We start from the raw sequence: 26,007 nt of genomic DNA on the forward strand, positions 1-26,007 counted from the left end.
GCGGTGTGCGGGCCGCCCGGCCCGCACACCGCGATCCGGGTGTGGCTACTTGAGGAAGCGGTCCAGCGCGGCCTCGATGGTGCCGCTGTCCGGGGACGCGTACGACTTCATCGTCACCTTGTTGTAGGAGATGAAGCTCGGGCACCGGGCGGCGGGCGCGGTCACCGTGCCGCCGTCGCCGACCTTCTCGCCGGTCTTGGCGGCGTGGAAGGTCAGGGTGTACCGCGAGGAGATGTAGTCGACCGTGACGACCTTGTCCTCGCTGTTCTTGTACTGGCACTTCTTCGGCGTGCCCTCGCTGCCCTCGACCATCTTGAGGCAGCCGATGACGGACACCGTGGCGAAGTCGGCCGACTTCGCGTAGTACGGCTTGGCCGAGCTGATCGTCTTCTGCGACCAGAACGACGGCCGGTCCGGGGAGTTGGAGAAGACGTACGCCTTCGAACCCGCCGGCGCGGTGTACGGGGCGGCGTTGAGGATCGCTCCCCCGTCGCAGACCGCCGACATCTCGCTGGCGTAACGCGCGGTGATCGAGTCGTTGTTGGTGGGCCCGTCCGGCCCGGTCGACTCCGGCCCGCCCGCACTGGGGGTCGCGGACGGGCTGTTGTCCGGCCCGGGGGTGGCGCTGCCCGAGGCCACCGGCTTCGGGTCCTCCTCGTCGCCGTTGAAGGCGACGTAGGCGAGGCCGCCGCCGCAGCACAGCAGCGTCAGCGTGACCGCACCGGCGGCGAGGCCGACGATGAGGCCCTTGCTCTTGCCGCCGCTGGGGGGCGGGGTGGGCGCGTACGGCGCCGGCTGCCCGGGGTAGCCCGGCTGGCCGGGGAACGGCGCCGCGGGCTGCGCGCCATAGGGAGCGCCCGACCCGGGCTGAGCGCCGTACGGCGCGCCCGACGCGGGCTGGGCGCCGTAGGGAGCGCCCGACCCTGGCTGGGCGCCGTACGGGGCGCCCGACGCCGGCTGCGAACCGTAGGGCGCACCGGAGGCCGGCTGCGCGCCGTACGGGGCGTTCGGGTCGGGCTGGTTGCCCCACGCTCCGGCGTTCGGGTCCGGATAGCCTCCGTAGGGAGGGTGATTGTCACTCATCTGAGGTTCTTCCACCTGTCGTCCGTGGTTCCGGCGATCAACCACCCCGCAGCGTAATGACGCCTGCAAATTCACGATCGCCGACACTCGATGCGTTCTTCACCAGCCGTGCCGGGGTCACTCCGGTGCGTGCGTGCCCGGATCCGGCATCCGGCCGCCTATCAGGCGCGACGCGCCGGGGACCGTTGTGACGCAACGGATCGACCGTTCGGCGCCGGACCAGTACCCGACATCACCGACGCCGAAAAGTGTGACGTACGCGACACCTCTGGCCGGCCGGAGGGGCGGCGGCGGACCACATCCCGGAACGGGATTTAGTGAGGCTTATCGATATTGACGCATGTCACAGGCGCGGACAGAATCCCAGCACCACCACCAGGACCCCTCCGGGAGGGCCCCATGAACCGTCCCCGCCTGCCGCTCCTGCGGACCGCCGGCCGGATGACCGCGCTCGTCGCGGCCGCCGCCGGCGTGCTGCTCGCCGCCGCCGCACCCGCCGTCGCCGCCGCACCCGCCGGGCGCTACGTCGCGCTCGGCGACTCCTACACCTCCGCCCCGCTCGTCCCCACCCAGGTCGACCTGAACTGCCTGCGCTCCAACCGCAACTACCCGTCCCTGGTCGCGGCGTCCGCCGGTTCGGCGTCCTTCGCCGACGTGAGCTGCTCCGGCGCCACCACCGAGGACATCCTGTACGGCGGCGACGGCGCGCTGGGCATCGCGCTGCCGCCGCAGGTCAACGCCGTCACCTCGACCACCGCGCTGGTGACCGTCCAGATCGGCGGCAACGACATCGGCTTCTCCGGCATCATCGGCGACTGCGCCGAGGCGAGCGTGAGCAGCCCGCTCGGGTCACCCTGCAAGGACCGGTTCACCGCAGGCGGCACCGACCAGTTGCGGGCCCGGATCGCCGCGACCGCGCCGAAGGTGACGGCGGTGCTGCGGGCGGTCCGCCAGGCCGCGCCGAACGCGCGCGTGGTGGTGCTCGGGTACCCGGCGATCCTGCCGGACAGCGGATACGGCTGCTGGCCCGTGGTGCCGATCGCCTACCAGGACGTGCCGTACCTGCGCGGCGTCCAGAAGGCGCTCAACACGATGCTCGCCGACACCGCGGCGGCGGGCGGCGCGAGCTACGCCGACGTCTACACGCCGTCGATCGGCCGGGACACGTGCAAGAGCAGCGGCACCCGCTGGGTGGAGGGGCTGGTGCCGCAGAACGCGGCCGCGCCGTTCCACCCGAACGCCCGGGGTGAGCAGGGCATGGCCACGGCCCTGCTGGCGCACCTGAACTGACCCGGCCGGGTGAGCCGGTCCCGCCGTGCCGGGACCGGCTCACCGCCGGTAGGGCGACGGGTCGGCGAACCGGTCGGTGGTCGTGACGAACCCCCAGCACTGCTTGGTGTTGAACACGACCGCGTCCTTGCAGTACGCCGGGCTGGACGTGGCGGTGGCGTCGGCGACCAGGACCGGGTTGTAGTCGCGGAAGTAGGCGCTCTCGATCGTGGTGCTGACGCACTGGTCGGCGTTGACGCCGCAGACGAACAGCGTGTGGATGCCCTGGGTGCGCAGCACCTGGTCGAGATGGGTGCCGTAGAACCCGCTCATCCGCACCTTCTCGACCATGACGTCGTCGTCGCGGATCAGCGGCTTCAGCTCGTCGACCATCTCGGCGCCCCACTCCCCGGCGGTGAGCACCCGCCCGTGGTCCAGCGGCTGGCCGATGCCGCACTGGTCGGGCGTGTGCTTGAACGAGTGCAGCGTCGGTGCGCCCAGGTTGCGCAGGTCGGGGCGGTTGTGCCAGTACACCCAGATGACGAACATGTCGTGGCGGCGGGCGGCCTCGACCGCGCGTACCACCCCCGGGATGGCCTCCCGGCAGGCCCGGTAGTCCAGCCCGGAGCGGTGGGTCCAGCCGCCCTCGGCGCAGAAGTCGTTCTGCATGTCGACCACCGCCAGCGCGCCCCGTCGCGGGTTGTCGGCGAACGGCATCAGCTCCGCGTCGAAGCGGAGCAGATCCTCCGGCGGGTCGTCCGGGGCGAACAGGACGTGATCCGGATAGAGGTGCACCTGTCGGTGCTGGCGGCGAGCTGCACGCCGCCGTCGCCGGTGTCCCCGTAGACCGCCCGTCGCCCCGCCATACCGTCCGTTCTAGCCGCCCGGCGGACCGGCCGGGCGGCTACAGCGGCAGTGCATCCGTACGGGTGCGGGCGTCAGACCCGGGTGATGCGTACCGCGTCGGCGACCACGTAGCCGGTCCCGGCGCTCCAGCGGCTCACCCCGACCTTGTCCCCGGTCCCGGCGGCGAGCGTGAACACGCCGAGCGAGACCCAGCGGCCGCCGCCGGCGCGCTGGTCGACGGTCACCGTCCGATTGCCGGTGGTGGTGGCCACCAGGTACGGGGTGCGGTCGTTGTAGCCGGGGTCGGCCGGGTACCACACCGAGACCTCGTAGGCGCCGGTCGCGGGCAGGGTCGTCCGGAACCAGGCCACGTCGCTGGACGCCACGGGTGCCGCGAAGCGGTAGTCGGCGCCGTGGCGCTGCGCGGAGTACGCGGAGGTGCCCCAGGCCGCGCCGGCGGTGAACCCGCCCGCCGTGGCGTTGTCGACCGTGACGCTCCACGACGCGGGCGGCGTACCGGCCCGTACGTCCAGGTAGTTGCGGTCGATCTTCATGGTCACGCCGCCCCACGTCTCGGTGACGTCGCCGGCGTACTGGTGCAGGCGCTGCTGGTCGGCGTAGCGGTCGTCGGCGCAGTACGTGCCCCCGTCGGTGTCCGCGACCCCGTTCCACCAGGCGATCCAGATCTGGTCCAGCCGCAGGTACCGGGTGTCGTGGTAGGCGGCGCAGACGTCGGTGATGCCGGACGAGCCGCTGGAGTACATGCCGGCGAGGTAGCCGCGAGTGTGCAGCCGCTCGACCCAGCCGGAGAGGAAGGAGAGCACCGCGGCCCGGCAGCTCGCGTTCGACGGGTACTGCTCGATGTCGTTGTAGAGCGTGCTGCCCGCGCCGATGCCGAGCGCCGCCGCGGCGGCGGCCGCGCTGTCCGCCGCGGTCCTGCCCTGCCCGCGGGCGGTGGCCGCGTCGGCGGACATCTTCGGCGTACGGGTGCCGCACGGCGCCTGGTAGCCGAGCTCGATGGGGATGAGCCGCCAGCCCTTGCGGGTCTGGTCGGCGACCCAGGTCGCGGTCAGGTTCGGTTGGGCGCAGGTGCGGCTGCCGCCGCTGATGTAGACGCCGACCGCGCGGTACGGCGAGGCGGCGAGCCAGGCGTCCATCGCGGCCTGCGACGGCGCGGTGCAGGTGTCGAAGCCCTTGCCGGTGAACGTGCCGGGCTGCGGGCCGACCGCGGCCAGGGCGGACTGCGACTCGGCGGCAGGCTGCGGGCCGGCGACAGCCGGTGTCCCGGCCCGGGCCGGGACGGCCGATGCCGTTGCCGGGACGGCCGTGGCCGCGACCACGGTGAGAAACGTCAGGGCCGTGGCGATCGCTCTCATCGGCGCCCCTCCTGTGCGGGATTCCTCGCTCGACGGCGAGACATGGGCAGGATTTCTACCACGCATCGACGGATGACGACAGATGATGGTGGCGAAAGTTTTCACCGAAGAAACGATCAATGAAGGGTATCGACAAGACGCCGGAAGCCGGTATAGCGTTCCCGCACTCACATCCGTCGATCGGTGAAGCGCCGTCACCCGAGGAGCGCCATGCCCACGTCACGATCCCCCCGTCTGCGACGCCGAGGTCTGCTCGGCGTACCCGCCCTGGTGGCCGCCGCCCTCGCCGTGGCCGTCCGGCCCGGCACGGCGCTCGCGGCGCCGAAGGCCGAGTGCCTCGCCGACCTGCTCGGGGAGCAGTGATGGCCACCATTCCCTGGCTCGTGGACGTGCTGCGGGCCGCCGGTGTGCAGGTCGTGGTCGAGGGCGACTGGCTCAACCGGATGCGCCCCGGCTCCTTCGACCCGATCGGGGTGCTCTGGCACCACACCGCGGCCACCTCCAGCGCCACCAACCCGCACCCGGCGCTGAACATCTGCATCAACGGCCGTTCCGACCTGCCCGGCCCGCTCTGCCAGGCGCTCGTGGACTACAACGGCGTGTTCCACGTGATCTCCGCCGGCCGGTGCAACCACGCCGGCACCAGCGGCGGCAGCGGCCCGATCCCGGCCGGGGACGGGAACACGCTGATGATCGGGTGGGAGATCGACTACAACGGCGTCGACCAGCGGATGACCACCGCCCAGTACAACGCCAGCATCGCGGCCACCGCCGCCGTGCTCAAGCGGCTCGGCCGGGACTCCAGCTACGCCCGGGGACACCGGGAGACCAGCACCACCGGCAAGATCGACCCGTCCTTCATCGACCTGAACACGATGCGCGCCGACGTGGCCGCCAAGATGGCCGGCGGCGGCACCGGCTGGACGTCGATCGTGGACAACGCCACCGCGGGCCGGTTCACCGCGAGCGCCAACTGGGGCACCTCGACGTACTCCGGGCAGCGCTACGGCGCCGACTACCGCTACGCGGACCCGGTCGCCGCGAGCGACGCGGCCTGGTACAAGTTCAACGTCCCGCGTACCGGCAACTACCGGGTCGAGGCGTGGTGGCCGGCGAACGCGGGCTACAACGCGGCCACGCCGTACATCGTCGCCACGACCACCGGCAACCGGACGGTCGTGGTCGACCAGCGGGCGACCGGCGGGCAGTGGCGCTCGCTCGGCACGTTCACGCTGCCGGCCGGCGACGCCAACCGCGTCGCGGTCAGCCGGTGGAGCTCCGCCGCCGGCCTGGTCATCGCCGACGCGGTCCGGCTGACCGAGGTCTGAACCGGGGATGCGGCCGGGTGGCATCCCACCCGGCCGCATCCGTCCCGACGTCAGCGCAGCGACCGGAAGGCCGCCCGCATCTCCTGGGCGAACAGCTCCGGCTGCTCCCAGGCGGCGAAGTGCCCGCCCCGGTCCACCTTGTTGTAGTGGATCAGGTTCGGGTACGCCCGCTCGGCCCAGCTGCGCGGCGCGAGCAGGATCTCGTCCGGGAACTGGCTCACCGCGGCCGGCACCCGGACGCCCTTGGCGGCGAAGAACGACAGCGCGTTCTGCGCGTACAGCCGGGCCGAGGACACGCCCGTGTTGGTCAGCCAGTAGAGCGTGACGTTGTCCAGGATGTCGTCGCGGCTCAGCCCGCCGGGCCGGCCGGCGAAGGCGGCGCAGATCAGGTCCAGGCTCGCCGCGTCGTGGTCGAGCATGAACGTCGCCAGGCCGACCGGCGAGTCGGCGAGCGCCACGAGCGTCTCCGGACGGGTTGTCATGATCAGCGCGTACGCGGAGTGCTTCCAGAAGAAGTCGATCCGCTCGCAGGCGGCCCGCTCCTCGGCCGACAGCCCGGCCGGCAGCTCCGCGAGCGGGTTGTTGACACCGGTGATGCCGGTCTGCAACAGCGCGTCGATCTCCGGCGGCACCACGCAGGGCATGTTCGTGTGGATGCCGGCCAGTTCCGGCGGGGCCTGCACGCCGAGCATGTCGGTGATCAGCGCGCCCCAGTCGCCGCCCTGCGCCACGAACCGGGTGTAGCCCAGCCGCCGCATCAGCTCGGTCCAGGCGCGGGCGATGTGCTGCGGATCCCAGCCGGGCCGGTCCGGCTGACCGGAGAACCCGTAGCCGGGCATCGACGGGATCACCAGGTGGAACGCGTCCGAGGCGCTGCCGCCGTGCGCCGTCGGGTCGGTCAACGGGCCGATGATCTTCAACTGCTCGATCACCGAACCGGGCCACCCGTGCGTGACGATCAGCGGCAGCGCGTCGGGGTGCGGCGAGCGAACGTGGATGAAGTGGATGTCCAGGCCGTCGATCTCGGTGACGAAGTTCGGCAGGTCGTTTAGCCGCGCCTCGACCCGGCGCCAGTCGTACTCGGTGGCCCAGTAGCGGGCGAGCGCCTGACTGGTCTCCAGCGGCACCCCCTGCGACTGGTCGTCCACGGTCTGGCGCTCCGGCCAGCGGGTGGCCGCGATCCGGACCCGCAGGTCCTCCAGGTCCGCCTCCGGCACCTCGACGCGGAACTCACGGATGCCGGCGCCGGTACGCGTCGGCGTCATGGTCTTGACGGCCACGGGTTGTCCTCCTCGGGTCGGGTCAGGGACCGAACGTGAAGACGTACGCGCGGAAGCCGGGCCGCTCGGCGCGCAGGGTGAGCCGGTGCTCCCCCGGCGTCGCGCCGTCGACCAGCCGGATCATGGCCGCCCGGTCGACGAGGACCCGGTCGTCCGGGCCCACGTCGGCTCCGCGCGCGTCAGCGGCCGGTTTCCCGTCCAGCAGCACCCGAATCCCGGCCGGTCCCTCCGGTCCCGGGTCGGCCACCAGGTTCACCTCACCGGCGGTGAACGGCAGGACCAGCTCGGCGCCGGCATCGCCGGTCTCGACGTACTCGCCCTCGACCCGCCAGTCGCCGGTCAGCGCGTACGTGCCGGGCACACCGCGGTCGGCGCCGAGGTAGGTCTCCGGGGTGATCCCGGCGTACGTGGGCTGCGGGCCGGTCACGAACGCGGTCACCTCCGCTGTGACCGGCGGCAGCGCGGTCGCGGGCGCGGCGGTCTCGACCAGTCGCCGGATCAGCGCCTCGGTCCGGTCGTAGTCGCCCTCGCCGACCCAGCGGTCGGCCAGCCGCCCGTCGGCGTCGAAGAGGTACTTCGCCGGCCAGGCGTCGTTGCGCAGGGCGCGCCAGAACGTGTAGTCGTCGTCGATCGCGATCGGGTAGGTGAGCCCGTGGTCGCGGATCGCCCGGTCGATGTTCTCCGGCAGCCGGCCGAACGCGAACTCCGGCGCGTGCGCGCCGACGACAGTGAGCCCGAGGTCGCGGTAGTCGCGGTGCCACGCCCGCACGTACGGGGCGGTGCGGATCCAGTTCACGCAGGTGTACTCCCAGACGTCGACGAGGACCACACGTCCGCGCAGATCCTGCGGCGTCAGCGGCGCGGAGTTCACCCAGCGGCCGACGTCGATCGGCGGCAGCCGGGGCGCCACCGCGGCCCGGGTCATCCGCGGTTCCCGTCGCCGAGGTCGACGGCGGTCGCGCCGACCACCGCCCGGTCGCCCTGCTGCACGTACCCGACGACCGAGGCGCGGCGCGGGTCGGGCGCCGCCGGCACGTCGATCTCCATCCGGCCCCGCTCCCCGTTCAGCTCGGTGGAACAGAACGCGCGCACCACCGTGTCCTGGCGCAGCCGCCGCCCGGCGTTCTCGCCCCGGGGGACGTCGTTCTCCAGGCCGCGCTCCACCACCGCCACGTTCAGCCGGGCCTGCTCGGGCAGCGCTCCGGTCTCGTAGTCGAGCACCACGTGCCCGGCGTCGGCCGTCACGACGGACAGCGTCACCGGCGTGCCGGGCGAAGCGGCCAGCGCGGCGTCGATCGCCGAGCCGGCCTGCCGGCGGTCCGACCCGACGAACTCGACCGTTCCGTTGACGATCATCTGCGGCGTGTAGAGCCCGCCGGTGCGCAGCGTCCGCGCGTACCGCTCCTGCCGCAGCGTGTGCGCCTGCGCGCCGTACGGGTCGGCCCAGCCCAGGTGGTCCCAGTAGTCGACGTGGAAGCCGAGCGTGTAGACCCGCTCCCCGCGCTCACGCGCGTCCCGGTCGATCTCGGACAGCACCTCCTCGGCGGGCGGGCAGCTGTCGCAGCCCTGGGAGGTGAACATCTCCACGACGGCGAAGCCGTCGCGCGGGGACGATGCGCCGGTCATGCGGGCTCCCTTGTCCGAGGACGTCCGCCGGCGGTTACCCGGACGGCGCGGCTTCGAACGGGCCGCCCGCCGGGCCCACGGGCGTTTGCCACCGGCCCGGCCGGGTAGGACGCTGCGCCACCCGAGGGCGGGCCGTGCCAGGCGGCGTGGGCGGCCGGGACGTCGCGGAGGGTCGATGACGGCTGGACCAGGGCGGGCACAGGCGCCGTCGGGCGAGGTGGTGGAGCTGCGGGTGCACGGCGTCTCCTCGGCCGGCGCCGCCGAGGTGCTGGGCCGGCCGCTGGTCCGGCAGGTCGCGGGCGACCGCAGCGCGGGCTTCTACCGGCCCCGCCCCGGGCTCGCCGACGCGCAGGGCGCCGGCGGGGTGACGCTGGAGGCGTACCGGTGGAACGACCTGCCGTCCGGCACCGCGCTGCGTACCCTGTCGCTGCTGTTCCTGATGCCCTTCATGCTGCTCAACGTGGCCGTGTGGATGCGGCCGGGGGACGCGGTCGGCGGCGCGGTGGTGCGGGGGCTGTGCCGGGTGCTCGGGCTGAGCCTGACCGCGCTGTACGTGCTCGCCGGCGCCGGGGTGGCGCTGGACCTGGTGGCCTGGCAGTGCCTGTCCGTGCCGGCCTGTATCTCCGACCGGGAGTGGCTGTCCTGGATGGGCGGGCGGCCGGTCGGGTTGCGGCTCGTGGTGCTGGCGCTGGTGCCGGCCGCCGCGGTGAGCCTGGTCTGGTGGGGCGCCCGGCGTCCGGGACGCTCGTTCACCGCGTTCCGGGCGCCGGAGCGGGCATCCGCCGGCCCTCCGTTGAGCACGATCGGCCAGTGGGACACCGAGCCGCTGATGGGCCGGCTGCGCTCGATCCACATCGCGGCGGCCTTCGCCACCCTCGACGGCTGTCTCCTCGCCGCCCGGGCCGCGCAGGGCGTCCCGCCCACTGTGGCGGCGCTGCTGGCGGTCACCGGCGCGGTCCTGCTCGCCTGCGTGGTCCTGGTCTGCGTGCCGCCGCTCGTCGACCGGGCGCCCACCGACCCGCGACGCGACCGGGTCGCCCGGGTGCTGCGCGGCACCGCGGTCGGGCTCACCGTCGTGGTGGCCGGGTACCTGCTGTTCGCCCCGGTCCGCTGGCGTACCGGCGGGGGCCTGCCCGGCTACGGCTCGATCCTGACCTGGCTGCTGGTCACGCACGCGGTCCTGCTCGGCGGCCTGGGGGCCGTGCTGCTCTGGCACCGGCTGCGGGTACGCGGCCACCAGCCGCCGAACGGGCTCGGCGCGCTCGTGGTCGCGGCGGCGGCGGGCGGGCTCGCGGTGGCGTACTCCGCCGAGCTGGTCCAGCGCACCGCCGACCTGCTGGACCGGGGCGTGTCCCCGGCGGACGACATACCGGGTCCGGCGCGCGCGTACACCTGGGCGATCTACGGTTTCTTCCGCGCCCTGCTGGTCACGCTGGCGGCCGCCGCCGTGGTGGCGCTGGTGTCCCGGCGCGGCCGGATCCGGGCCGCCCAGGCGGTCGTCGAGCGCGACTTCCCGGCGCCGCCGGCCGAGGCGGCGCCCCGGCTGCGGCAGGTCCGGACGATGATCGTGCGGGCCCGGTTCACCGACCTGCTGGTGCCGTTGGCGGTGCTGTTCGCCGTCATGGCCGGGGCGGGCGCGGCGACCACCGCGATGGCGCTGGTCCGCCCCGAGCCGGGCGAGGCCCTGGAACGCCGCACGCACGTGCCGGCCGAGCTGGTCATGTTCGGCATCGAGGTGGGCGGGGTGGCGCTCTCGGCGGCGGTGCTGGCCCTGGTCGTGGCCGGGATATTCGCCTACCGCAGTCCCGGGTTCCGCCACCACGTCGGCGTGCTCTTCGACCTCGCCACGTTCTGGCCCCGGGCCGCGCACCCGTTCGCACCGCCCTGCTACGCCGAGCGGGCCGTGCCGGAGCTGGCCCGGCGCATCACGTACCTGGTGCGCAGCGGAAACGGGGTGCTGCTGTCCGGCTACAGCCACGGCTCGGTGCTGGTCGCCGCCACCGTCCTGCAACTGCCGGCGGAGATCAGCGCGCGGGTCGCCCTGCTCACATACAGCTCGCCGCTGCGCCGGCTCTACGCCCGGCTGTTCCCCGCCTACGTCGGCGACGAGATGCTGCGCGGGATCGGCGGCCGGCTCGGCTGGCGGTGGCGCAACCTGTGGCGGGACACCGACGCGCTGGGCGGCTGGATCTTCTCCCCGCACCGCGCGGACGAGCCGGCCCGCGTCACCGGCCCGGAGGCGACCGTGGACCGTCGTCTCCGGGATCCGGAGAGCCTGGTGGCGCCGCCCTGGGACAGCGTCCCGCCGCCGATCAAGGGTCACCTTCCGTCCGAGGACGACCCGGCGTACGCCGAGACGGTGCGGGACCTCACCCGGCGGCTGCGCGCCGTCGAGCCCTGACGCGGGCGGGGCGTCACGCCGCCGGGTGGTCCGCCTCGAACCGTTCCCGGGTGAGGAACGCCAGCCTCGCCCGTTTGTCCGGCATGTCGATCTCGTCGCCGAGCGTGAATCCCTCGATCCGCAGCCGGCGCAGCATGACGTCGTTGCGGACGTCCGGCTCGACCACCACGCGGCGCGCGGCCGGGTCCCGCAGCAGGAACCGGACCAGGGCCGGGAAAACCGCCCCGGTCAGCGAACCGGGATATCGCCGGGGCGCGTCGAGCAGCAGGTGGATCCCGACGTCGCCGGGCAGCACCGGGTAGCGGTCGCCGACCGGGTCCGCCTCCGGCTGGTAGGTCTGGAACAGCCCGATCGGCTCGCCGTCGAGCCGGATCAGGTACGCGTGGTGGGTGTCCAGCCCGTCGACGAACGCGTAGATCTCGCGTACCTCGTCGACTGTGTGCGAGCCCATGCCCCAGAACCGGTTGCGGGGCCGGACCACCCAGCCGTGCAGCAGTTCGGCGTGCCGGTCGGGGCGTACCGGCTCCAGCGCCAGCTCGCCGAGGCCGGGGATCCGTTCCAGGTGGATCACGTCGACTCGTCTCCCGTCAGTGGGCCGGCGGGCACCGGGACCAGCGTCCCGGCGGCCCAGTGGGCCAGTTGGTCGGCGAAGTGCGCGTCGCCGGGGCGCCCGGATGCGCCGAACGGGACGATCCAGCGGCTGGCCGCCCGGTCGGTCAGATCCCACACGTAGCGGGCCACCGGGCCGCGCCAGCAGGCGTCGGAGACGCCCGGCACGCTGGACGTGGCCAGCACGCAGTCGGTGTCACCGGCCAGCGCCACCCGCTGCCGCATCGCCGCGACCGCGTCGGTGACCGCCGGGGCGACACCCAGGTGCACGGGGTGCAGCAGGTGCCGGCCGCCCCACTCACCGGGCATCGGGCCGGCGGCCACCTCGACCAGCGCCTCGGCGGCCGGTGCCGCGAGGCCGGCGCCGAACTCGGCGGCGAGGTGGTCCAGCGCCAGGCCGATCCGGGCCGCCGGGTCGGTCCAGGGCGCGAACAGCTCGTCGAAACCGCACGGCTCGCCGAGGGCACGCAACCTCGGGTGTACGCGCAACCGCCGGGCGAGTGCCGCCCGCCAGGCCGCGTACGCGCCGGCCTCGGCCGAGCCAGCCGCCATCGCCCGGTCCCAGCCGCGCAGCCGCAGCAGCAGCGCGCGGGCGGGTTCGTCGAGCCGGCCGGGGTCGAGCCGGTCGAGCAGCCGGTACAGCGGCCCGGCCGGGAGCCGATCGTCGGTGTGCACCGTGGACGGTCCGGCGCCCTGGGCGAGCAGTTCCCGGATCCGGCGGGCCCGGTGCGGCGGGGCGAAGTCGGCGCCGTGTGCGGCCACGTCCTCGCGGCGGTCGTTCGCGCACACCGCCACGCCGTCGACCGGTTCGTCCACGAGCGGCAGGTAGTCGCCCCGCCACCGGTAGGCCGGCTCCCAGGCCGGTACGGGTTCCCGGCGGCACCGCTCGTCGCGTACCGGGACCAGGCCGGCGACCAGGCGGCGGACGCCGCCCCCGGTGTCGGCGGCGAGCACGCTGTTGACCGGCTCGACCCAGTGGCGCAGCGCCTCGGCGACGTCACCGGTGTGCCGGGCGCGCAGCAGTGGCAGCAACGCCTCGAAGCCGAGGCGGGCCTCGACCCGGCTCGGCGTGCGCAGGGCGATCGCGTCGCCGGTGACCCGGTCGTGGTCGATCACCGGCCCGCGCGGCGTCTCGATCACCTCGACCGTCTCCGGGGCGCCGCCGCGGACCTCGATCTCCTCGACGTGGCGCGCGGCGGGCGTCCAGCCGTCCGCGTCGCGCACCAGCACGCGGTCGCCGTCGCGGCGCAGCCGTTCGCGGTAGAGGTCCTGGTAGTCGGCCATCGCGTTGGTGACGGCCCAGGCCACGTGGCCGGTGTGGCCGAAGTGCGGCAGGCCGGGTACACCGGGGAAGGCGAGGCCGATCACGTCGAACTCCGGGCAGGCGAGCCGGACCTGCTGGTAGACGCCGGGTAGTTCGAGCAGCCGGTGCGGGTCCCCGGCGATCACCGGGCCGCGCCCGGTGGCCGGGTCGGCGGGCAGCGCCCAGGCGTTGCTGCCGGAGGACGCCGGTCCCTCGACCGCGAACAGCCCGGCCGCCTCGGGGCCGAGCGTGCGGGCCACGTGCGCGTGCCAGAGCTTGTTCGGGAACGTGGAGAAGAGCACGTGCTGGACGAGGAAGACGCCGAGCGGCGACCAGGGCTGCCAGGGTTCGGGCGCGGTGCCGGTGGCGGCGAACTCAGGCGCGCCGGCGGCACCCTCGGCGAGTCCGGAGTTGACCCCGTCGACGTACGCCTCGACCCACCGCCGGGTGTCCGGGTCCAGGCCCTCGTAGCAGCGCCGGGCGGTGTCGTCCAGCCGTACGCGCCGGGCGAACCGGTCCCACGCCAGCTCGGCCGCGCCGACGTGGGCGGCCAGCCGGCCCTCGGCACGCCATCGTTCGACGCTGATCTGCCAGGCCCGGTCCAGCGCGGCGACACGCCCCTGCAGACGCGCGAGCGCGTCGACGTCGGCGGCCCACAACCGGGGCACACCCCACCTGTCGCGATCGACGTACGTCATCATCTCGCGCCGCCTCGGCGCGCCGGGCGCCGGTTCCGCTCCACAGTCAACTTAGGATAACCTCCCCTAACCGAGGGCGACCTTACCGCGACGCGGCCAAGGCGCCAACCACCGGCGCATCCGGGACAAAGCACCCCGAGTCGTGCTTGCTAGTTAGGCCAGCCTAACCTAACCTGATCGCCGCGGCTGTCGCCGCGTGTCCTGTCCGTACGACCGCTGGGAAGTCGCATGAGTTCGATCGGGAGCCCGACCGGCGCCGCGCCCACCGACACCGGCCGCGCCGCCGCCACGGCACGCGGCCACCTGTTCAACGCCGGCACGCTCGCGCGGTACCGGGACGTGCTGGCGCGCGGCGTCGACCGGGTCGCCCGCCGGGTGGGCGAGGCGGACCGGCCGTTCACCGGCGTCACCCCCGACGAGCTGGCGCCGCTCATCGGCGCCATCGACCTGGACCGGCCGCTCGGCGACACCGACGCCGCCCTGGACGAGCTGCACGACGTGTGGCTGCGCGACGCGGTCTGGTTCCACCACCCGCGCTACCTGGCCCACCTGAACTGCCCGGTGGTCATCCCGGCGCTGCTCGGCGAGGCGGTGCTCAGCGCGGTCAACTCCTCCCTGGACACCTGGGACCAGAGCGCCGGCGCGACGCTGATGGAGCGGCGCCTGATCGAGTGGACGGCCGGGCGCATCGGGTTCGGCGCCGGCGCCGACGGCGTGTTCACCAGCGGCGGCACCCAGTCGAACCTCCAGGCGATGCTGCTGGCGCGCGAGGAGGCGTACCGCACGGTGGTGGGCGGCTCCGCCGGCCGGCCGGACCGGCCGCAGGTGCTCTCCCGGCTGCGCATCCTCACCTCGGCGGCCGGGCACTTCAGCGTGCAGAAGGCCGCCAAGCTGCTCGGCCTGGCCGCCGACGCGGTGCTCACCGTGCCCACCGACGCGACCCGCCGGATGCGCACCGACGAACTGGCCCGCACCATCGACCGCTGCCACCGCGACGGCCAGGTGGTGATGGCCGTCGTCGCCACCGCCGGCACCACCGACTTCGGCACCGTCGACCCACTGCCGGAGATCGCCGACATCTGCGCCGCCGCGGGCGTCTGGTTGCACGTCGACGCCGCGTACGGCTGCGGGCTGCTGGTCTCCCCCACCCGCCGGCACCTGCTCGACGGCATCGAACGGGCCGCGTCGGTGACTGTGGACTACCACAAGTCGTTCTTCCAGCCGGTCAGCTCCAGCGCGCTGCTGGTCCGCGACGGCCGGACGCTGCGCCACGCCACCTGGCACGCCGACTACCTCAACCCGGCCCGCGCGGTCGAGCAGGGCATCCCGAACCAGGTCGACAAGAGCATCCAGACCACCCGCCGGTTCGACGCGTGCAAGCTCTGGCTGACCCTGCGGATCATGGGGCCGGACGCGGTCGGCGCGCTGTTCGACCAGGTCGTCGACCTCGCGGCGCAGGCGTGGCGGCGGCTCGACGCCGACCCGCGCTTCGAGGTGGCCGCGCCGTCGCAACTGAGCACAGTGGTCTTCCGGTACCGGCCGCCCGGCCTCGCGCCCGACCTGGTCGACGAGGCCAACCTGCACGCCCGCGACGCGCTCGCCGCCTCCGGCGCGGCCCTGGTCGCCGGCACCAAGGTCGACGGCGCCCACCACCTGAAGCTCACCCTGCTCAACCCCGAGACCACAGTGGACGACATCGCCCACGTGCTGGACCTCATCGCCGACCACGCCACCTGGTACGCCCGGACCGCGGCCGCCGCCGAGCTGTCCTGCCCGGTCTGACCCCCGCCGAGGAGAACGAGAACATGTCGACCCACGACTTCATCGCCGTCGGGCTGGGCCCCTACAACCTCGGCCTGGCCTGCCTCACCGCGCCGATCGACGACCTCGACGGGCTGTTCCTGGAGGCCCGCGACAGCTTCGACTGGCATCCCGGCATGCTGCTGGAATCCACCCGGCTCCAGACGCCGTTCATCGCCGACCTGGTCACGCTCGCGGACCCCACCTCGCCGTACTCGTTCCTGAGCTACCTGAAGGAGACCGGCCGGCTCTACCCGTTCTACATCCGGGAGAGCTTCTTCCCGCTGCGCGCCGAGTACAACGACTACTGCCGCTGGGCCGCCGGGAAGCTGCCGAACCTGCGCTTCCGGCACACCGTCACCGCCGTCGAGTACGACGAGAGCGACGACCGGTACGTGGTGCACGCGGACACGCCGGACGGGCCGGTCACCCACCGGGCCCGGCACCTCGTGCTCGGCACCGGCACCCCGCCGTACCTGCCGCCGGCCTGCGCCGGGCTCGGCGGTGACATGATCCACAACTCGCGCTACCTGGAGCACCGGGAGGCGCTGCAGGCCAAGGACAGCATCACGATCGTCGGCAGCGGCCAGAGCGCCGCGGAGATCTACCACGACCTGCTCGGCGACATCGACACGTACGGCTACCAGCTCACCTGGGTGACCCGCTCGCCGCGGTTCTTCCCGCTGGAGTACACCAAGCTCACGCTGGAGATGACCTCACCGGACTACGTGGACTACTTCCACGCGCTGCCCGAGCCGACCCGCTACGCGCTGGAGGCCGCACAGAAGCCGCTGTTCAAGGGCATCAACGCCGACCTGATCAACGACATCTACGACCTGCTGTACGCCAAGAGCCTGCACGGGCCGGTGCCGAGCCGCCTGCTGACCAACACCGAACTGGTCGAGGCGGCGTACGTCGACGGCCGCTACCGGCTCGGGCTGCGCCACACCGAGCAGGACCGCGCGTTCACGCTCGACACCGCGGGACTGGTGCTGGCCACCGGCTACCACTACCGGGTGCCGGAGTTCCTCGCGCCGGTCCGCGACCGGCTCCGCTTCGACGCGCACGGCCGCTTCGACGTGGCCCGCAACTACAGCGTCGACCACACCGGCCGGGGCGTGTTCCTCCAGAACGGCGGCACCCACACGCACAGCATCACCTCACCCGACCTGGGCATGGGCCCGTACCGCAACTCGTGGCTGATCCGGGAGATGACCGGCCGGGAGCACTACCCGGTGGAGAAGACCATCGCATTCCAGGAGTTCGGCGCCCCGGCCGGGGCCCCGGCATGACCGGCATGACCGCGTTCACCCGCGTCGACGACGCGCTCGGCGAGTTCACACTGCGCCCGCTGGACCCGGACGCCGACGCCGCGCTGCTGCACCGCTGGGTCACCCACCCCAAGTCCGCGTTCTGGCTCATGCAGGACGCCGACGTGGACGCCGTCGCCGCCGAGTACCGGCGCATCGCCGACCACCCGCACCACGACGCGTACCTCGGGTCGTGGCGCGGCACCCCGGCGTTCCTGGCCGAGCGGTACGACCCGGCGCACGTCGAGCTGGTCGATCTCTACGACCCGGAGCCCGGCGACGTGGGCATGCACTTCCTCTGCGCGCCCGCCGACACGCCGGTCCACGGCTTCACCCGGGCCGTCATCACCACGGTGATGGCCTGGCTGTTCGCCGACCCGGCGACGCGCCGGGTGGTGGTGGAGCCGGACGTGCGCAACACCGCCGTGCACGCGCTCAACGCGGCAGTCGGCTTCACCGTCGTCGGCCCGATCCGCAAGCCCGAGAAGGAGGCGCTGCTCAGCGTCTGCACCCGGGACCAGTTCCGGGCCGCCACCGGCGCGCCCGCCAGCGAGGAAGGGGCACCGGCGTGAACGCCAGCGCATCCGTGGACCACCTGACCCCCGAGGCGTGGGCGACGGCCAACCGGCTGCTGGTGCGCAAGGCGCTCGCCGAGTTCGCCCACGAGCGCCTGATCACCCCCGAGCCCGCCGGCCCGGGACAGTGGCTGGTGCGCAGCGACGACGGCGCCGTCGAGTACCGGTTCGCCGCGCAGCGGCTGGCGCTCGACCACTGGCAGGTCGACGCGGACAGCATCGTGCGCCGCCGCGACGGCGCGGACCTGCCGCCCGACGCCGTCGACCTGTGCGTGGAGCTGCGCGGCGCGCTCGGCCTCACCGACGCGATCCTGCCGGTCTACCTGGAGGAGATCACCTCCACGCTGGCCGGGACCGCGTACAAGCTGGCCAAGCCCGCACTGAGCGCCGCCGAGCTGGCCGCCGCCGACTTCCAGGCGATCGAGACCGGCATGACCGAGGGGCATCCCTGCTTCGTGGCCAACAACGGCCGCATCGGCTTCGGCGTGCACGAGTACCACGCGTACGCCCCGGAGGCCGCCGCGCCGGTACGGCTGCTCTGGCTCGCCGCGCACCGCGACCACACCACGTTCACCTGCGCCGACGACCTGGACTACGACACGCTGGTCCGGGCCGAGCTGGGCGAGGAGACGCTGGCCGGGTTCACCGCCACGCTCACCGGGCTGGGCCTGGACCCGGCCGACTACCTGTTCGTCCCGGTGCACCCGTGGCAGTGGTGGAACAAGCTCGCCGTCACGTTCGCCGGTGAGGTGGCCGCGCGCCGGCTGGTCTGCCTCGGCGAGGGGCCGGACGAGTACCTCGCGCAGCAGTCCATCCGCACCTTCTTCAACGTCACCGACCCGGCCAAGCACTACGTGAAGACCGCGCTGTCGGTGCTGAACATGGGCTTCATGCGCGGGCTGTCCGCCGCGTACATGGAGGCGACGCCGGCCATCAACGACTGGCTGGCCGGGCTGATCGAGGGCGACCCGGTGCTCAAGCGCACCGGCCTGTCGATCATCCGGGAGCGGGCCGCGATCGGTTACCGGCACCGCCAGTACGAGGCGGCGACCGACAGGTACTCCCCGTACCGCAAGATGCTGGCGGCGCTGTGGCGGGAGAGCCCGGTGCCCGGGCTGGAACCCGGGCGGCGGCTGGCCACCATGGCCTCGCTGCTGCACCTGGACCGGGACGGGCGCTCGCTGGCCGCGGCGCTGATCGACGAGTCGGGGCTGGCCCCGGCCGACTGGCTGCGCCGCTACCTGGACGCCTACCTGGTTCCGCTGCTGCACAGCCTGTACGCCCACGACCTGGCGTTCATGCCGCACGGCGAGAACGTCATCCTGGTGCTGGACGGCGGCGTGGTGGAGCGGGTCGTGTTCAAGGACATCGCCGAGGAGATCGTGGTGATGGACCCGGACGCGGACCTGCCCGAGCGGGTGCGGCGGATCCGGGCCGCCATTCCGGAGGACGAGAAGATCCTGTCCATCTTCACCGACGTGTTCGACTGCTTCCTTCGGCACCTGAGCGCCGCCCTGCACACCCAGGGCGTGCTCGACCAGGACGGGTTCTGGCGCACGGTGGCCGAGTGCGCCGCCGGCTACGCCGCCACGGTGCCGCACCTGGCCGACCGGATGCGCCGGCACGACCTGTTCGCGCCGGAGTTCACGCTGTCCTGCCTCAACCGGCTCCAGCTGCGCAACAACCAGCAGATGGTGGACCTGTCCGACCCGTCGGCCGCGTTGCAGTTCGCCGGCACGCTGGTCAACCCGCTCGCCCCGTACGCGCCGCGCGACTGACGGGACGACGAAGAAGCGGGCCGGCGCCGTGCGCCGGCCCGCTTCGACGGCGGTGGGGACGATCAGTTCTCCGCGCGACCGGCCCGCCAGTAGCCCATGAACGCCACCGCGCACCGGTCCATGCCCCGCTCGGTGACCAGGTGCCGGCGCAGGCCGCGGATCACCGCCGCCTCCCCGGCCAGCCAGGCGTAGAGCGCCGCGCCGTCGGGCCGCTCCGGCACCTCCCAGAGGATGTCCCGGTCCACATCCACCTCGGCCAGCGGCGGCGCGCCCGACCCGGCCGGTACGGGCACCAGCCGGCCGGCCAGGCTCGTCACGGCCGGGGTGAGCCGGCTGCCGTGCGGCGCGCCGTCGCGGGGCAGCCAGGTCACAGTGACGCCGGCCGGCGCCGCGCAGGGCAGCTCGTCGCCGGTCTCCGGCACCTCCACCAGCGCGTGCCCGCGCGCGTCGGCGGGCAGCCGCTCCAGGATCGCGCAGATCGCCGGCGCGGCGGTCTCGTCGCCGGCGAGCAGCAGCGTGGCGCCGGCCGGCGGCTGGAACTCGACGCCGCCGTGCGGGCCGTCCCACCCGGCGTCCGGGCCGACGACGGCGATCCGGTCGCCGAGGCGGGCCCGCCGTGCCCACCGGGTGGCCGGGCCGCCGTCGCCGTGCAGCGCCATGTCCACGTCCACCTCGTACGCCTCCGGCCGGACCGCGCGCACCGTGTAGGTGCGGATCGGGCTGCGCAGCCCGTCCGGCAGCTCACGCCACCGCGGGAACCAGTCCGGCCCGTCGGGCAGCTCCCCCGGCGCCCCGTCGACCGGCGGCAGGGCCAGCTTGATCCGCTGGTCGTACCCGTTGTCGGCGAACCGGTCCAGATCCGGGCCGGTGAGCGTCACCCGCAGGAAGGACGGGCCGAGCCGCCGCAGCGCGCGGACCTCAACGGTGAAGACTCGCCAGGGCGCGACGGCCAGGGTGCTGGTCATGCGTCATTCCTCTCACGGCCGGTGGGCGGTACGTCGGTGAACGGGCTAACGGGCGGCCGCCGCGGCGCGGGAACGCCACAGCAGCCAGACGAAGTACGGGGTGCCGATCAGGGCGGTGACCAGACCGGCGGGGACCTGGGCGGGGGCGATCACGCTGCGGCCGAGCGTGTCGGCGAGGCTGACCAGGGTGGCGCCGAGCAGCACCGCGACCGGCAGGACGCGGGTGTGCCGCCCGCCCACGAGGGCGCGGGCCGCGTGCGGCGCGACCAGGCCGACGAAGCCGATCACACCGACTGCCGACACGGCGGTGGCGGTGAGCAGCGCCGCCAGGCCGAGCGCGATCAGCCGGGCGCGTTCCAGCCGGACGCCGAGCACCCGGGGCGTGTCGTCGTCGAGCGCGAGCAGGTCCAGCTCGCGGCGTACGGCGGCCACCACCGGCAGCGCGATCAGCAACGCGATCAGCACCGGCAGCACCTGCGGGGCGGTACGCCCGTAGGTGGAGCCGGACAGCCAGGTCAGCGCCTTGCCGGTGTTCCACGGGTCGGACGAGACCACGATGAACGTGATGACCGCCGTCCCGCCCTGCCAGACCGCGAACCCGATCAGCACCAGCCGGTCGGAGTTGAGGCCGCGCCGCCGCGCCAGGCCGTAGACCAGCGCGAACGCGGCGACCGCGCCCAGACCGGCGGCGCCGGACAGGGCGAGCACGCCGGCCATCGGCGCGAACGTCAGCAGCGACACCGCGCCGATGCCGGCGCCGCCGGTGATGCCGAGGATGCCCGGTTCGGCGAGCGGGTTGCGGCACACCGCCTGCACCGTGGTGCCGGCCAGGGCCAGCGCGGCCCCGGCCAGCAGCGCCGCGGTGACCCGCGGCCAGCGGGCGTCCAGCACGAAGGTGTACGCCGGCCCGGTGCGGCCCTGCACCCAGTTGACGATGTCGCCGAGCAGCACCCACGTGTCACCGGCGAGCATGCCGAGCACCAGCGCGGCGGTGACGACGACCGCGCAGGCCGCGACGACGGCGGCGACGAAGCCGCGGGAGCGGACGGCGGCGTGGCCGCCGGGCGCCTGCCGGGTCGGCCCGGCGTCGCGGTGGCGGCGGGCCAGCCAGATCAGCAGCACCGCGCCGAAGAGCGTGGTCACCACGCCGGTGGGCACGTCGACACCGGCCTGCCCGCCGAGCACGGCGCGTAGCAGCACGTCGGAGCCGAGCACGATGACGACGCCGACGATGCCGGCCAGCGGCATCAGGATGCGGTGCCGGTGCACCTCGGGCACCCACCGGCCGAGCAGCCGGACGATCACCGGCGCGCCGAGGCCGACGAAGCCGATCGGCCCGGCCAGGGTGACCGCGGCGGCGGAGAGCAGCACTGCGAGCAGCACCACGATGAGCCGGGTCCGGCGCACGTTGAGCCCGAGCACGGTGGCGGTGTCGTCGCCGAGGGCGAGCAGGTCCAGCCGGTGCCCGAGCGTCACGAGCAGCAGCGCGGCGACCCCGATCACGGGGGCGAGCTGGGTGAACGCGGCGAGGTCGCCCTGCACGAGCGAGCCGTTGCCCCAGGCGAACAGGCCGATGGTGGACTGCTCGAACAGCAGCAGGAGCAGCATGGTCAGCGAGGCGAGCGCCATCGCGGTGGCCGAGCCGGCGAGGATGAGCCGGGTGGTGGCGGCCTGCCCGCCGGCCGAGAGCAGCATGACCAGGGAGGCGGCGGCGAGGCCGCCGCAGAACGCCAGGCCGCCCGAGGGCAGCGCCGGCAGCGCGATCCCGAACGCGGCGGTGGCGACGATCGCCAGGTGCGCGCCGGCGTTGACGGCGAGCGTGTCCGGCGAGGCGAGCGGATTGCGGGTGGTCGACTGCAACGCCGCGCCGGCGAAACCGAGCGCGACGCCGACGGCCAGGCCGGTGAGCAGCCGGGGCAGGCGGGAGGCGACGAGGATCCGGGCGGCCTCGTCGTCGCCGCCGGTCAGCAGCCGGAGCAGGTCCAGCGCCCCCACCGACGACGTGCCCTGGGTGAGGTGCACCGCGGTGATCGCGACGAGCACCACGGCGGCGAGGGTGAACGCGCCGGCGACCCGGCTGCGCCGGACGGGCGGCGGCCCGACCGGGGCCGGCCGGGTGGCCGGCCCCGGCGGGGCGGGGGCGGTCATCGCGCTCAAGCCGTGTAGACCTTCACCAGCTCGTCGATGTACTGCTTGGCGGACAGCGTGCCGCCGAACGTCCAGATGCCGTTGGGCATCTTGTGCAGCTTGTTCTGCTGGACGAACGGCAGGGAGCGCCAGATCGCGTTGCCGGCGAGGCCGTCGGCGAACACGTCGTTGCCGTCCGAGGCGTTGTAGAAGAAGTGCAGGTCCTGGCTCTTGAGGACGTTCATGCCCTCGACGTCGGTCTGGCCCAGGCCCCACATCTCGTCGGTCTTGCCGGTCCAGGCGTTCTTGAGGCCGAGCTGGATGCCGAGCTGGGAGACGAACGCGCCCTGGCCGAACATCCGGATCGAGACGGTGCTGCCCTCCTTCCAGCCGTCGGCGATGGCGAACTGCTTGCCGGCCGCCCCGGCGTCGGCGATCTTCTTCTTGCCGTCGGCGAGCGCGGCGTCGAAGTCGGCGAGCAGCTTGTCCGCCTGGGCGGTCCGGCCGGTCGCGGTGGCGATCATCTTCAGGTCCGCGCGCATCCGGCCGATGTTGTCGGACGCGTCGCTGCCCTTGGTGACCAGCACCGGGACGTACTTCTCCAGCTGGGTGACGACGGCGGAGCCGCGCTCGGCCTCCATCACCACGAGGTCCGGCTGGAGCGCGACGATGGAGTCGACGCTCGGCTCACCCCGGGTGCCGACGTCCTTGACGCCCGCGTCGAGCGGGGCGGCGGTCACCCAGGTGGCGTACCCCTTCGGGTCGGCCACGCCGACCGGCATCACGCCGAGGCCGACGAGCATCTCGACCTCGCCCCACTCCAGGCCGACGACCTTGGTGGCGGGGCTCTTGAGGGTGATGGTCTTGCCCCGGCTGTCGGTGACGGTGACCGGGCCGGTGGACGCGGCGTCGGAGGGGGACGGTGCGGCGGCGGGCTCCTCGGTGGTGCCGCAGCCGGCGATCAGCAGCGCGCTGGCCGCGGCGGCGGCGAGCAGGGTCAGGCGGGTACGCAACATCGGTTTCTCTTCTGTGGGCAGGAGTCGGTCAGGCGGAGACGCGGGTCGTGTGCCGGCCGACGGGACGAGTGGAGAGCAGGTTGGTGACCGGGTCGACAGTCACCTCGACGCGAATGCCGTACGCCTCGGTGAGCGCCGCCTCGGTGAACACCTCGTGCGGCGTGCCGGCGCCGCGGACCCGGCCTTCGTGCAGGAGCACGACCTGGTCGGCGACGGCCGCGGCCTGGTTCAGGTCGTGCAGCACCACACCGACGGCGACGCCGGCGGTGTCGGCGAGTTCGCGCATCAGGTCGAGGATCTCCACCTGGTAGCGCAGGTCCAGGAACGTGGTCGGCTCGTCCAGCAGCAGGATCGCGGTGTCCTGGGCCAGGCAGGTGGCCAGCCAGACCCGTTGCAGCTCGCCGCCGGACAGCTCGTCGACCGGCCGGGCGGCCATGGCGTCGACGCCCGTCACCCGCATGGCCCGGTCGATCGCGGCCGGTCCGTCGAGGTCGTTCGCGCGCCACCGCTGGCGGTACGGGTGCCGGCCGTACCCGACCACGTCGCGCACCGTCACCCCGCTGGGGGTGGGGCGGCTCTGCGCGAGCAGCGTGACCCGGCGGGCGAAGTCCCGGGCGGACAGCGCCCGGGCCGGCGTGCCGTCGGCCAGCACGATCTCGCCGTGCTCCAGCGGGTGCAGGCGGGCCAGCCCGCGCAGCAGCGTCGACTTGCCGCTGCCGTTCGGGCCGACCAACGCGGTCACCGCCGCGGGCTGAAGCGTGATGGCGGCGTCGTGCACCACCGTCGTGCCGTGGTAGCCCAGCCGCAGGTCGCTGCCGCTCAAGCCGTCGGCTCGCACCGTTCTGCTCGTCACGGAGGTTAGGCTAACCTAAGCGCTGATCACGCTGTCAAGCCGGTCCTTCGGTCGGATTCCGCGGCCCGCCGCACATTGACACCCGGCGCGTGGCGCGCGGTCACGTCGCGGTAGGCCGCGGCGACCCCGGCCAGTCCCCGCCCCAGCTCGGCGCCGCGCACCCCGGCGTACCCGATGACCAGCGCCGGGGGCCGGTCGTCGGCGCGCAGGGCGTAGAACCGGCCGCCGCGCACCAGCACGGACCGGCGCCGCGCGGCCGCCACCATGGACTCCTCGGCGCACCAGCGGGGCAGCACCAGGTACGTCTGGAGGCCACCACTGGCGTCGAGCGGCGCCACGCCGGGCAGATGGCGTGCGATGTGCTGGCGTACCGCCTGGCCGCGGCGCTGGAACTCGGCCCGCAGCCGGCGCAGGTGCCGGTCGAACGCGCCGGTGTCCACGAGCCGGGCGAAGGCGAGCTGGTCCAGCCCGGAACAGCCGATGTCCCAGCCGGCCCGGACCCGCTCGATCGAGGCGGCCAGCCCGGTCGGCGCGGCCAGCCAGCCGAGCCGCAGCGCCGGGGCGAGGACCTTGCTGGCGCTGCCGGCGTACACCACCCGGTCCGGCGCGACGCTCTGCAACGCGGGCATCCGCTGCGCCGGCGCCACGAACGCGGCGTCGAAGTCGTCCTCGACGACGTACCCGTCCACCGCACGCGCCCAGTCGACGAGCTGCTCCCGGCGCCGCCGGCTCAGCGGCGCACCGGTGGGGAACTGGCTGGCCGGGGTGGTGAGCACGGCCCGTACGCCGGTCGCGGCCAGCTCGCCGACGCGGATGCCCTCCCGGTCCACCGGCACACCGACCGGCCGCAGCCCGGCGTCGGCGATGAACGCCCACTCCCCCGGGTGCCCGGGATCCTCCACGCCGATCGCCTCGTGTCCCTGGTCGCGCAGCACCCGGCAGAGCAGCGCCAGCCCCTGGGCGAAGCCGGAGGTGATCATCAGGTGCTCGGGGCGGGCGCGGACGCCCCGGACCCGGCCCAGGTAGCCGGCGAGCGTGCGGCGGACCGCCGGCAGGCCGGACGGCGGGGCGTAGCCCAGTTCCTGCGGCCCGGCCGAGCGGAGCACCGAGCTGACGCAGCGGATCCAGTCCTGGCGCGGGAACGTGGACACGTCGGTGCCGCCGGCGCGCAGGTCCCACACCTCGGGCGCGGGTGCCTCGTCGGCGGTGAGCGCGGAGGCGACGCCGGCGTGCGCGGAGTCCGCCACCGAGGTGCCGGAGCCGCGCTGCGAGGTGAGGTAGCCCTCGGCGCAGAGCTGCTCGTACGCCTCGACGACCACGGTGCGGGACACGCCGAGGTCCGTCGCGAGCTGACGGGTCGACGGCACGCGCGTCCCGGGGCGCAGCGTGCCGTCGGTGATCCGCCCGCGCAGAGCGTTGCGGAGCTGCGCCGACAACGTTTCACGCGCATCGCCGTCAATTGACAGATTCAGATGCCACACCGATTGGTCCTCTCCCCGGTCTCCGAAGTGGTATGGACAGCGGGAACCGCACTTGGTGAAAGTGTTTCCCGGGACCGCAACCGATTCCCGGCCGCAACCGGGGGGTGCCGCGCGTCCTTTTCAACGGGGGAAGTCCGATCTGTCACCGAACGCGGTCCAGCCGGTCCGCGGCGGGACATCCGGGCTGCTCAAAGGGGGGTTCCACAGTGTCCTCATTGCCGACCACGGTGGGCGCGGAAACCGCAGACCACCGTTCGGAGACGCCGGGACGCACGACGCCGAC

General features: G+C 73.8%; 21 protein-coding genes. 8 read left to right on the forward strand and 13 right to left on the reverse strand.

Features of this window, described 5'->3' with window-relative positions:
- Positions 1-45: 45 nt before the first annotated feature.
- Complete coding sequence (locus tag ACN27C_RS27250) at positions 46-1,083, reverse strand: hypothetical protein (RefSeq protein WP_047891062.1); 1,038 nt, start codon at positions 1,081-1,083, stop codon at positions 46-48.
- A 399-nt stretch (positions 1,084-1,482) separates the two neighbouring features.
- Between ACN27C_RS27250 and ACN27C_RS27255 the strand changes: the two genes are divergently transcribed.
- Positions 1,483-2,373, forward strand: coding sequence for an SGNH/GDSL hydrolase family protein (locus ACN27C_RS27255; protein ID WP_422749037.1), 891 nt, complete (start codon positions 1,483-1,485; stop codon positions 2,371-2,373).
- A gap of 39 nt (positions 2,374-2,412) precedes the next feature.
- Here ACN27C_RS27255 and ACN27C_RS27260 read toward each other — a convergent pair whose 3' ends face one another.
- Together ACN27C_RS27260 and ACN27C_RS27265 are read right to left on the reverse strand one after the other, a co-directional pair.
- On the reverse strand, positions 2,413-3,147 hold the full coding sequence (locus ACN27C_RS27260) for a cysteine hydrolase family protein (RefSeq protein ID WP_422749038.1): 735 nt from the start codon (positions 3,145-3,147) through the stop codon (positions 2,413-2,415).
- 143 nt (positions 3,148-3,290) lie between these two features.
- Positions 3,291-4,574: a glycoside hydrolase domain-containing protein gene (locus ACN27C_RS27265; RefSeq protein WP_121684140.1), complete on the reverse strand. Its 1,284-nt coding sequence runs from the start codon at positions 4,572-4,574 to the stop codon at positions 3,291-3,293.
- 210 nt (positions 4,575-4,784) lie between these two features.
- On the opposite strand from ACN27C_RS27265, the gene ACN27C_RS27270 reads away from it, so the two are divergent.
- Both ACN27C_RS27270 and ACN27C_RS27275 read left to right on the forward strand, forming a co-directional pair.
- Positions 4,785-4,937: a hypothetical protein gene (locus ACN27C_RS27270; RefSeq protein ID WP_162959110.1), complete on the forward strand. Its 153-nt coding sequence runs from the start codon at positions 4,785-4,787 to the stop codon at positions 4,935-4,937.
- On the forward strand, positions 4,937-5,902 hold the full coding sequence (locus tag ACN27C_RS27275; RefSeq protein WP_350817173.1) for an N-acetylmuramoyl-L-alanine amidase: 966 nt from the start codon (positions 4,937-4,939) through the stop codon (positions 5,900-5,902). Before ACN27C_RS27270 ends, ACN27C_RS27275 begins: the two co-directional genes overlap by 1 nt.
- A gap of 50 nt (positions 5,903-5,952) precedes the next feature.
- Here ACN27C_RS27275 and ACN27C_RS27280 read toward each other — a convergent pair whose 3' ends face one another.
- Genes ACN27C_RS27280 through ACN27C_RS27290 form a run of 3 tightly spaced genes read right to left on the reverse strand, consistent with a single transcriptional unit; the run spans position 5,953 to position 8,808 of the window.
- Positions 5,953-7,182, reverse strand: coding sequence for an epoxide hydrolase family protein (locus tag ACN27C_RS27280; RefSeq protein WP_350817174.1), 1,230 nt, complete (start codon positions 7,180-7,182; stop codon positions 5,953-5,955).
- Positions 7,183-7,204: 22 nt separating this feature from the next.
- A complete protein-coding gene (locus ACN27C_RS27285; RefSeq protein ID WP_422749042.1) occupies positions 7,205-8,107 on the reverse strand; it encodes a redoxin in 903 nt (300 codons plus the stop codon).
- The gene (locus ACN27C_RS27290) at positions 8,104-8,808 is read right to left on the reverse strand and encodes a DUF1223 domain-containing protein (protein WP_121684139.1); all 705 of its coding nucleotides are present in this window, start codon (positions 8,806-8,808) and stop codon (positions 8,104-8,106) included. Before ACN27C_RS27290 ends, ACN27C_RS27285 begins: the two co-directional genes overlap by 4 nt.
- A gap of 175 nt (positions 8,809-8,983) precedes the next feature.
- Here ACN27C_RS27290 and ACN27C_RS27295 point away from each other — a divergent pair, with 175 nt between their 5' ends.
- Positions 8,984-11,209 (forward strand): hypothetical protein, encoded by a 2,226-nt coding sequence (locus tag ACN27C_RS27295; protein ID WP_422749044.1) that lies wholly within the window; start codon positions 8,984-8,986, stop codon positions 11,207-11,209.
- Between the two features lie 13 nt (positions 11,210-11,222).
- On the opposite strand, the gene ACN27C_RS27300 is transcribed toward ACN27C_RS27295, so the two are convergent.
- Both ACN27C_RS27300 and ACN27C_RS27305 read right to left on the reverse strand, forming a co-directional pair.
- Positions 11,223-11,780 (reverse strand): GNAT family N-acetyltransferase, encoded by a 558-nt coding sequence (locus ACN27C_RS27300; RefSeq protein ID WP_120570358.1) that lies wholly within the window; start codon positions 11,778-11,780, stop codon positions 11,223-11,225.
- Positions 11,777-13,819 (reverse strand): penicillin acylase family protein, encoded by a 2,043-nt coding sequence (locus ACN27C_RS27305; RefSeq protein ID WP_422749046.1) that lies wholly within the window; start codon positions 13,817-13,819, stop codon positions 11,777-11,779. Before ACN27C_RS27305 ends, ACN27C_RS27300 begins: the two co-directional genes overlap by 4 nt.
- A 228-nt stretch (positions 13,820-14,047) precedes the next feature.
- On the opposite strand from ACN27C_RS27305, the gene ACN27C_RS27310 reads away from it, so the two are divergent.
- Genes ACN27C_RS27310 through ACN27C_RS27325 form a run of 4 tightly spaced genes read left to right on the forward strand, consistent with a single transcriptional unit; the run spans position 14,048 to position 19,282 of the window.
- Positions 14,048-15,601 carry a pyridoxal phosphate-dependent decarboxylase family protein gene (locus ACN27C_RS27310; RefSeq protein WP_422749048.1) on the forward strand — a complete coding sequence of 518 codons (1,554 nt, stop codon included), beginning with the start codon at positions 14,048-14,050 and terminating at the stop codon, positions 15,599-15,601.
- A gap of 23 nt (positions 15,602-15,624) precedes the next feature.
- On the forward strand, positions 15,625-16,911 hold the full coding sequence (locus tag ACN27C_RS27315) for a lysine N(6)-hydroxylase/L-ornithine N(5)-oxygenase family protein (RefSeq protein WP_422749050.1): 1,287 nt from the start codon (positions 15,625-15,627) through the stop codon (positions 16,909-16,911).
- A 5-nt stretch (positions 16,912-16,916) separates the two neighbouring features.
- Positions 16,917-17,501 (forward strand): GNAT family N-acetyltransferase, encoded by a 585-nt coding sequence (locus ACN27C_RS27320; RefSeq protein WP_047891080.1) that lies wholly within the window; start codon positions 16,917-16,919, stop codon positions 17,499-17,501.
- Positions 17,498-19,282, forward strand: a complete 1,785-nt coding sequence (locus tag ACN27C_RS27325; RefSeq protein WP_422749052.1) for an IucA/IucC family protein — start codon at positions 17,498-17,500, stop codon at positions 19,280-19,282. The genes ACN27C_RS27320 and ACN27C_RS27325 overlap by 4 nt, the downstream gene beginning before the upstream one ends.
- 62 nt (positions 19,283-19,344) lie before the next feature.
- Here ACN27C_RS27325 and ACN27C_RS27330 read toward each other — a convergent pair whose 3' ends face one another.
- From ACN27C_RS27330 to ACN27C_RS27350, 5 genes are read right to left on the reverse strand one after another with little or no spacing between them, the layout of a single operon-like run.
- Positions 19,345-20,247, reverse strand: coding sequence for a siderophore-interacting protein (locus ACN27C_RS27330; RefSeq protein WP_422749054.1), 903 nt, complete (start codon positions 20,245-20,247; stop codon positions 19,345-19,347).
- A 45-nt stretch (positions 20,248-20,292) separates the two neighbouring features.
- Positions 20,293-22,395 carry an iron ABC transporter permease gene (locus ACN27C_RS27335; protein ID WP_047891050.1) on the reverse strand — a complete coding sequence of 701 codons (2,103 nt, stop codon included), beginning with the start codon at positions 22,393-22,395 and terminating at the stop codon, positions 20,293-20,295.
- A 5-nt stretch (positions 22,396-22,400) separates the two neighbouring features.
- The gene (locus tag ACN27C_RS27340; RefSeq protein ID WP_047891049.1) at positions 22,401-23,390 is read right to left on the reverse strand and encodes an iron-siderophore ABC transporter substrate-binding protein; all 990 of its coding nucleotides are present in this window, start codon (positions 23,388-23,390) and stop codon (positions 22,401-22,403) included.
- A 28-nt stretch (positions 23,391-23,418) separates the two neighbouring features.
- A complete protein-coding gene (locus ACN27C_RS27345) occupies positions 23,419-24,228 on the reverse strand; it encodes an ABC transporter ATP-binding protein (protein ID WP_422751680.1) in 810 nt (269 codons plus the stop codon).
- A gap of 41 nt (positions 24,229-24,269) precedes the next feature.
- On the reverse strand, positions 24,270-25,679 hold the full coding sequence (locus tag ACN27C_RS27350) for a PLP-dependent aminotransferase family protein (RefSeq protein WP_422749057.1): 1,410 nt from the start codon (positions 25,677-25,679) through the stop codon (positions 24,270-24,272).
- Positions 25,680-26,007 lie beyond the last annotated feature (328 nt).

This window comes from Micromonospora sp. WMMD1219 (assembly GCF_049315215.1).
GTDB lineage: Bacteria > Actinomycetota > Actinomycetes > Mycobacteriales > Micromonosporaceae > Micromonospora > Micromonospora tulbaghiae.

What these genes read in the sequence shown, in the direction of transcription:
- ACN27C_RS27250 (WP_047891062.1), bottom strand. Translation starts at nt 1,083, where the DNA reads ATGAGTGACAATCACCCTCCCTACGGAGGCTATCCGGACCCGAACGCC.
- ACN27C_RS27255 (WP_422749037.1), top strand. Translation starts at nt 1,483, where the DNA reads ATGAACCGTCCCCGCCTGCCGCTCCTGCGGACCGCCGGCCGGATGACC.
- ACN27C_RS27265 (WP_121684140.1), bottom strand. Translation starts at nt 4,574, where the DNA reads ATGAGAGCGATCGCCACGGCCCTGACGTTTCTCACCGTGGTCGCGGCC.
- ACN27C_RS27270 (WP_162959110.1), top strand. Translation starts at nt 4,785, where the DNA reads ATGCCCACGTCACGATCCCCCCGTCTGCGACGCCGAGGTCTGCTCGGC.
- ACN27C_RS27275 (WP_350817173.1), top strand. Translation starts at nt 4,937, where the DNA reads ATGGCCACCATTCCCTGGCTCGTGGACGTGCTGCGGGCCGCCGGTGTG.
- ACN27C_RS27285 (WP_422749042.1), bottom strand. Translation starts at nt 8,107, where the DNA reads ATGACCCGGGCCGCGGTGGCGCCCCGGCTGCCGCCGATCGACGTCGGC.
- ACN27C_RS27290 (WP_121684139.1), bottom strand. Translation starts at nt 8,808, where the DNA reads ATGACCGGCGCATCGTCCCCGCGCGACGGCTTCGCCGTCGTGGAGATG.
- ACN27C_RS27295 (WP_422749044.1), top strand. Translation starts at nt 8,984, where the DNA reads ATGACGGCTGGACCAGGGCGGGCACAGGCGCCGTCGGGCGAGGTGGTG.
- ACN27C_RS27305 (WP_422749046.1), bottom strand. Translation starts at nt 13,819, where the DNA reads ATGACGTACGTCGATCGCGACAGGTGGGGTGTGCCCCGGTTGTGGGCC.
- ACN27C_RS27310 (WP_422749048.1), top strand. Translation starts at nt 14,048, where the DNA reads ATGAGTTCGATCGGGAGCCCGACCGGCGCCGCGCCCACCGACACCGGC.
- ACN27C_RS27315 (WP_422749050.1), top strand. Translation starts at nt 15,625, where the DNA reads ATGTCGACCCACGACTTCATCGCCGTCGGGCTGGGCCCCTACAACCTC.
- ACN27C_RS27320 (WP_047891080.1), top strand. Translation starts at nt 16,917, where the DNA reads ATGACCGCGTTCACCCGCGTCGACGACGCGCTCGGCGAGTTCACACTG.
- ACN27C_RS27330 (WP_422749054.1), bottom strand. Translation starts at nt 20,247, where the DNA reads ATGACCAGCACCCTGGCCGTCGCGCCCTGGCGAGTCTTCACCGTTGAG.
- ACN27C_RS27335 (WP_047891050.1), bottom strand. Translation starts at nt 22,395, where the DNA reads ATGACCGCCCCCGCCCCGCCGGGGCCGGCCACCCGGCCGGCCCCGGTC.
- ACN27C_RS27340 (WP_047891049.1), bottom strand. Translation starts at nt 23,390, where the DNA reads ATGTTGCGTACCCGCCTGACCCTGCTCGCCGCCGCCGCGGCCAGCGCG.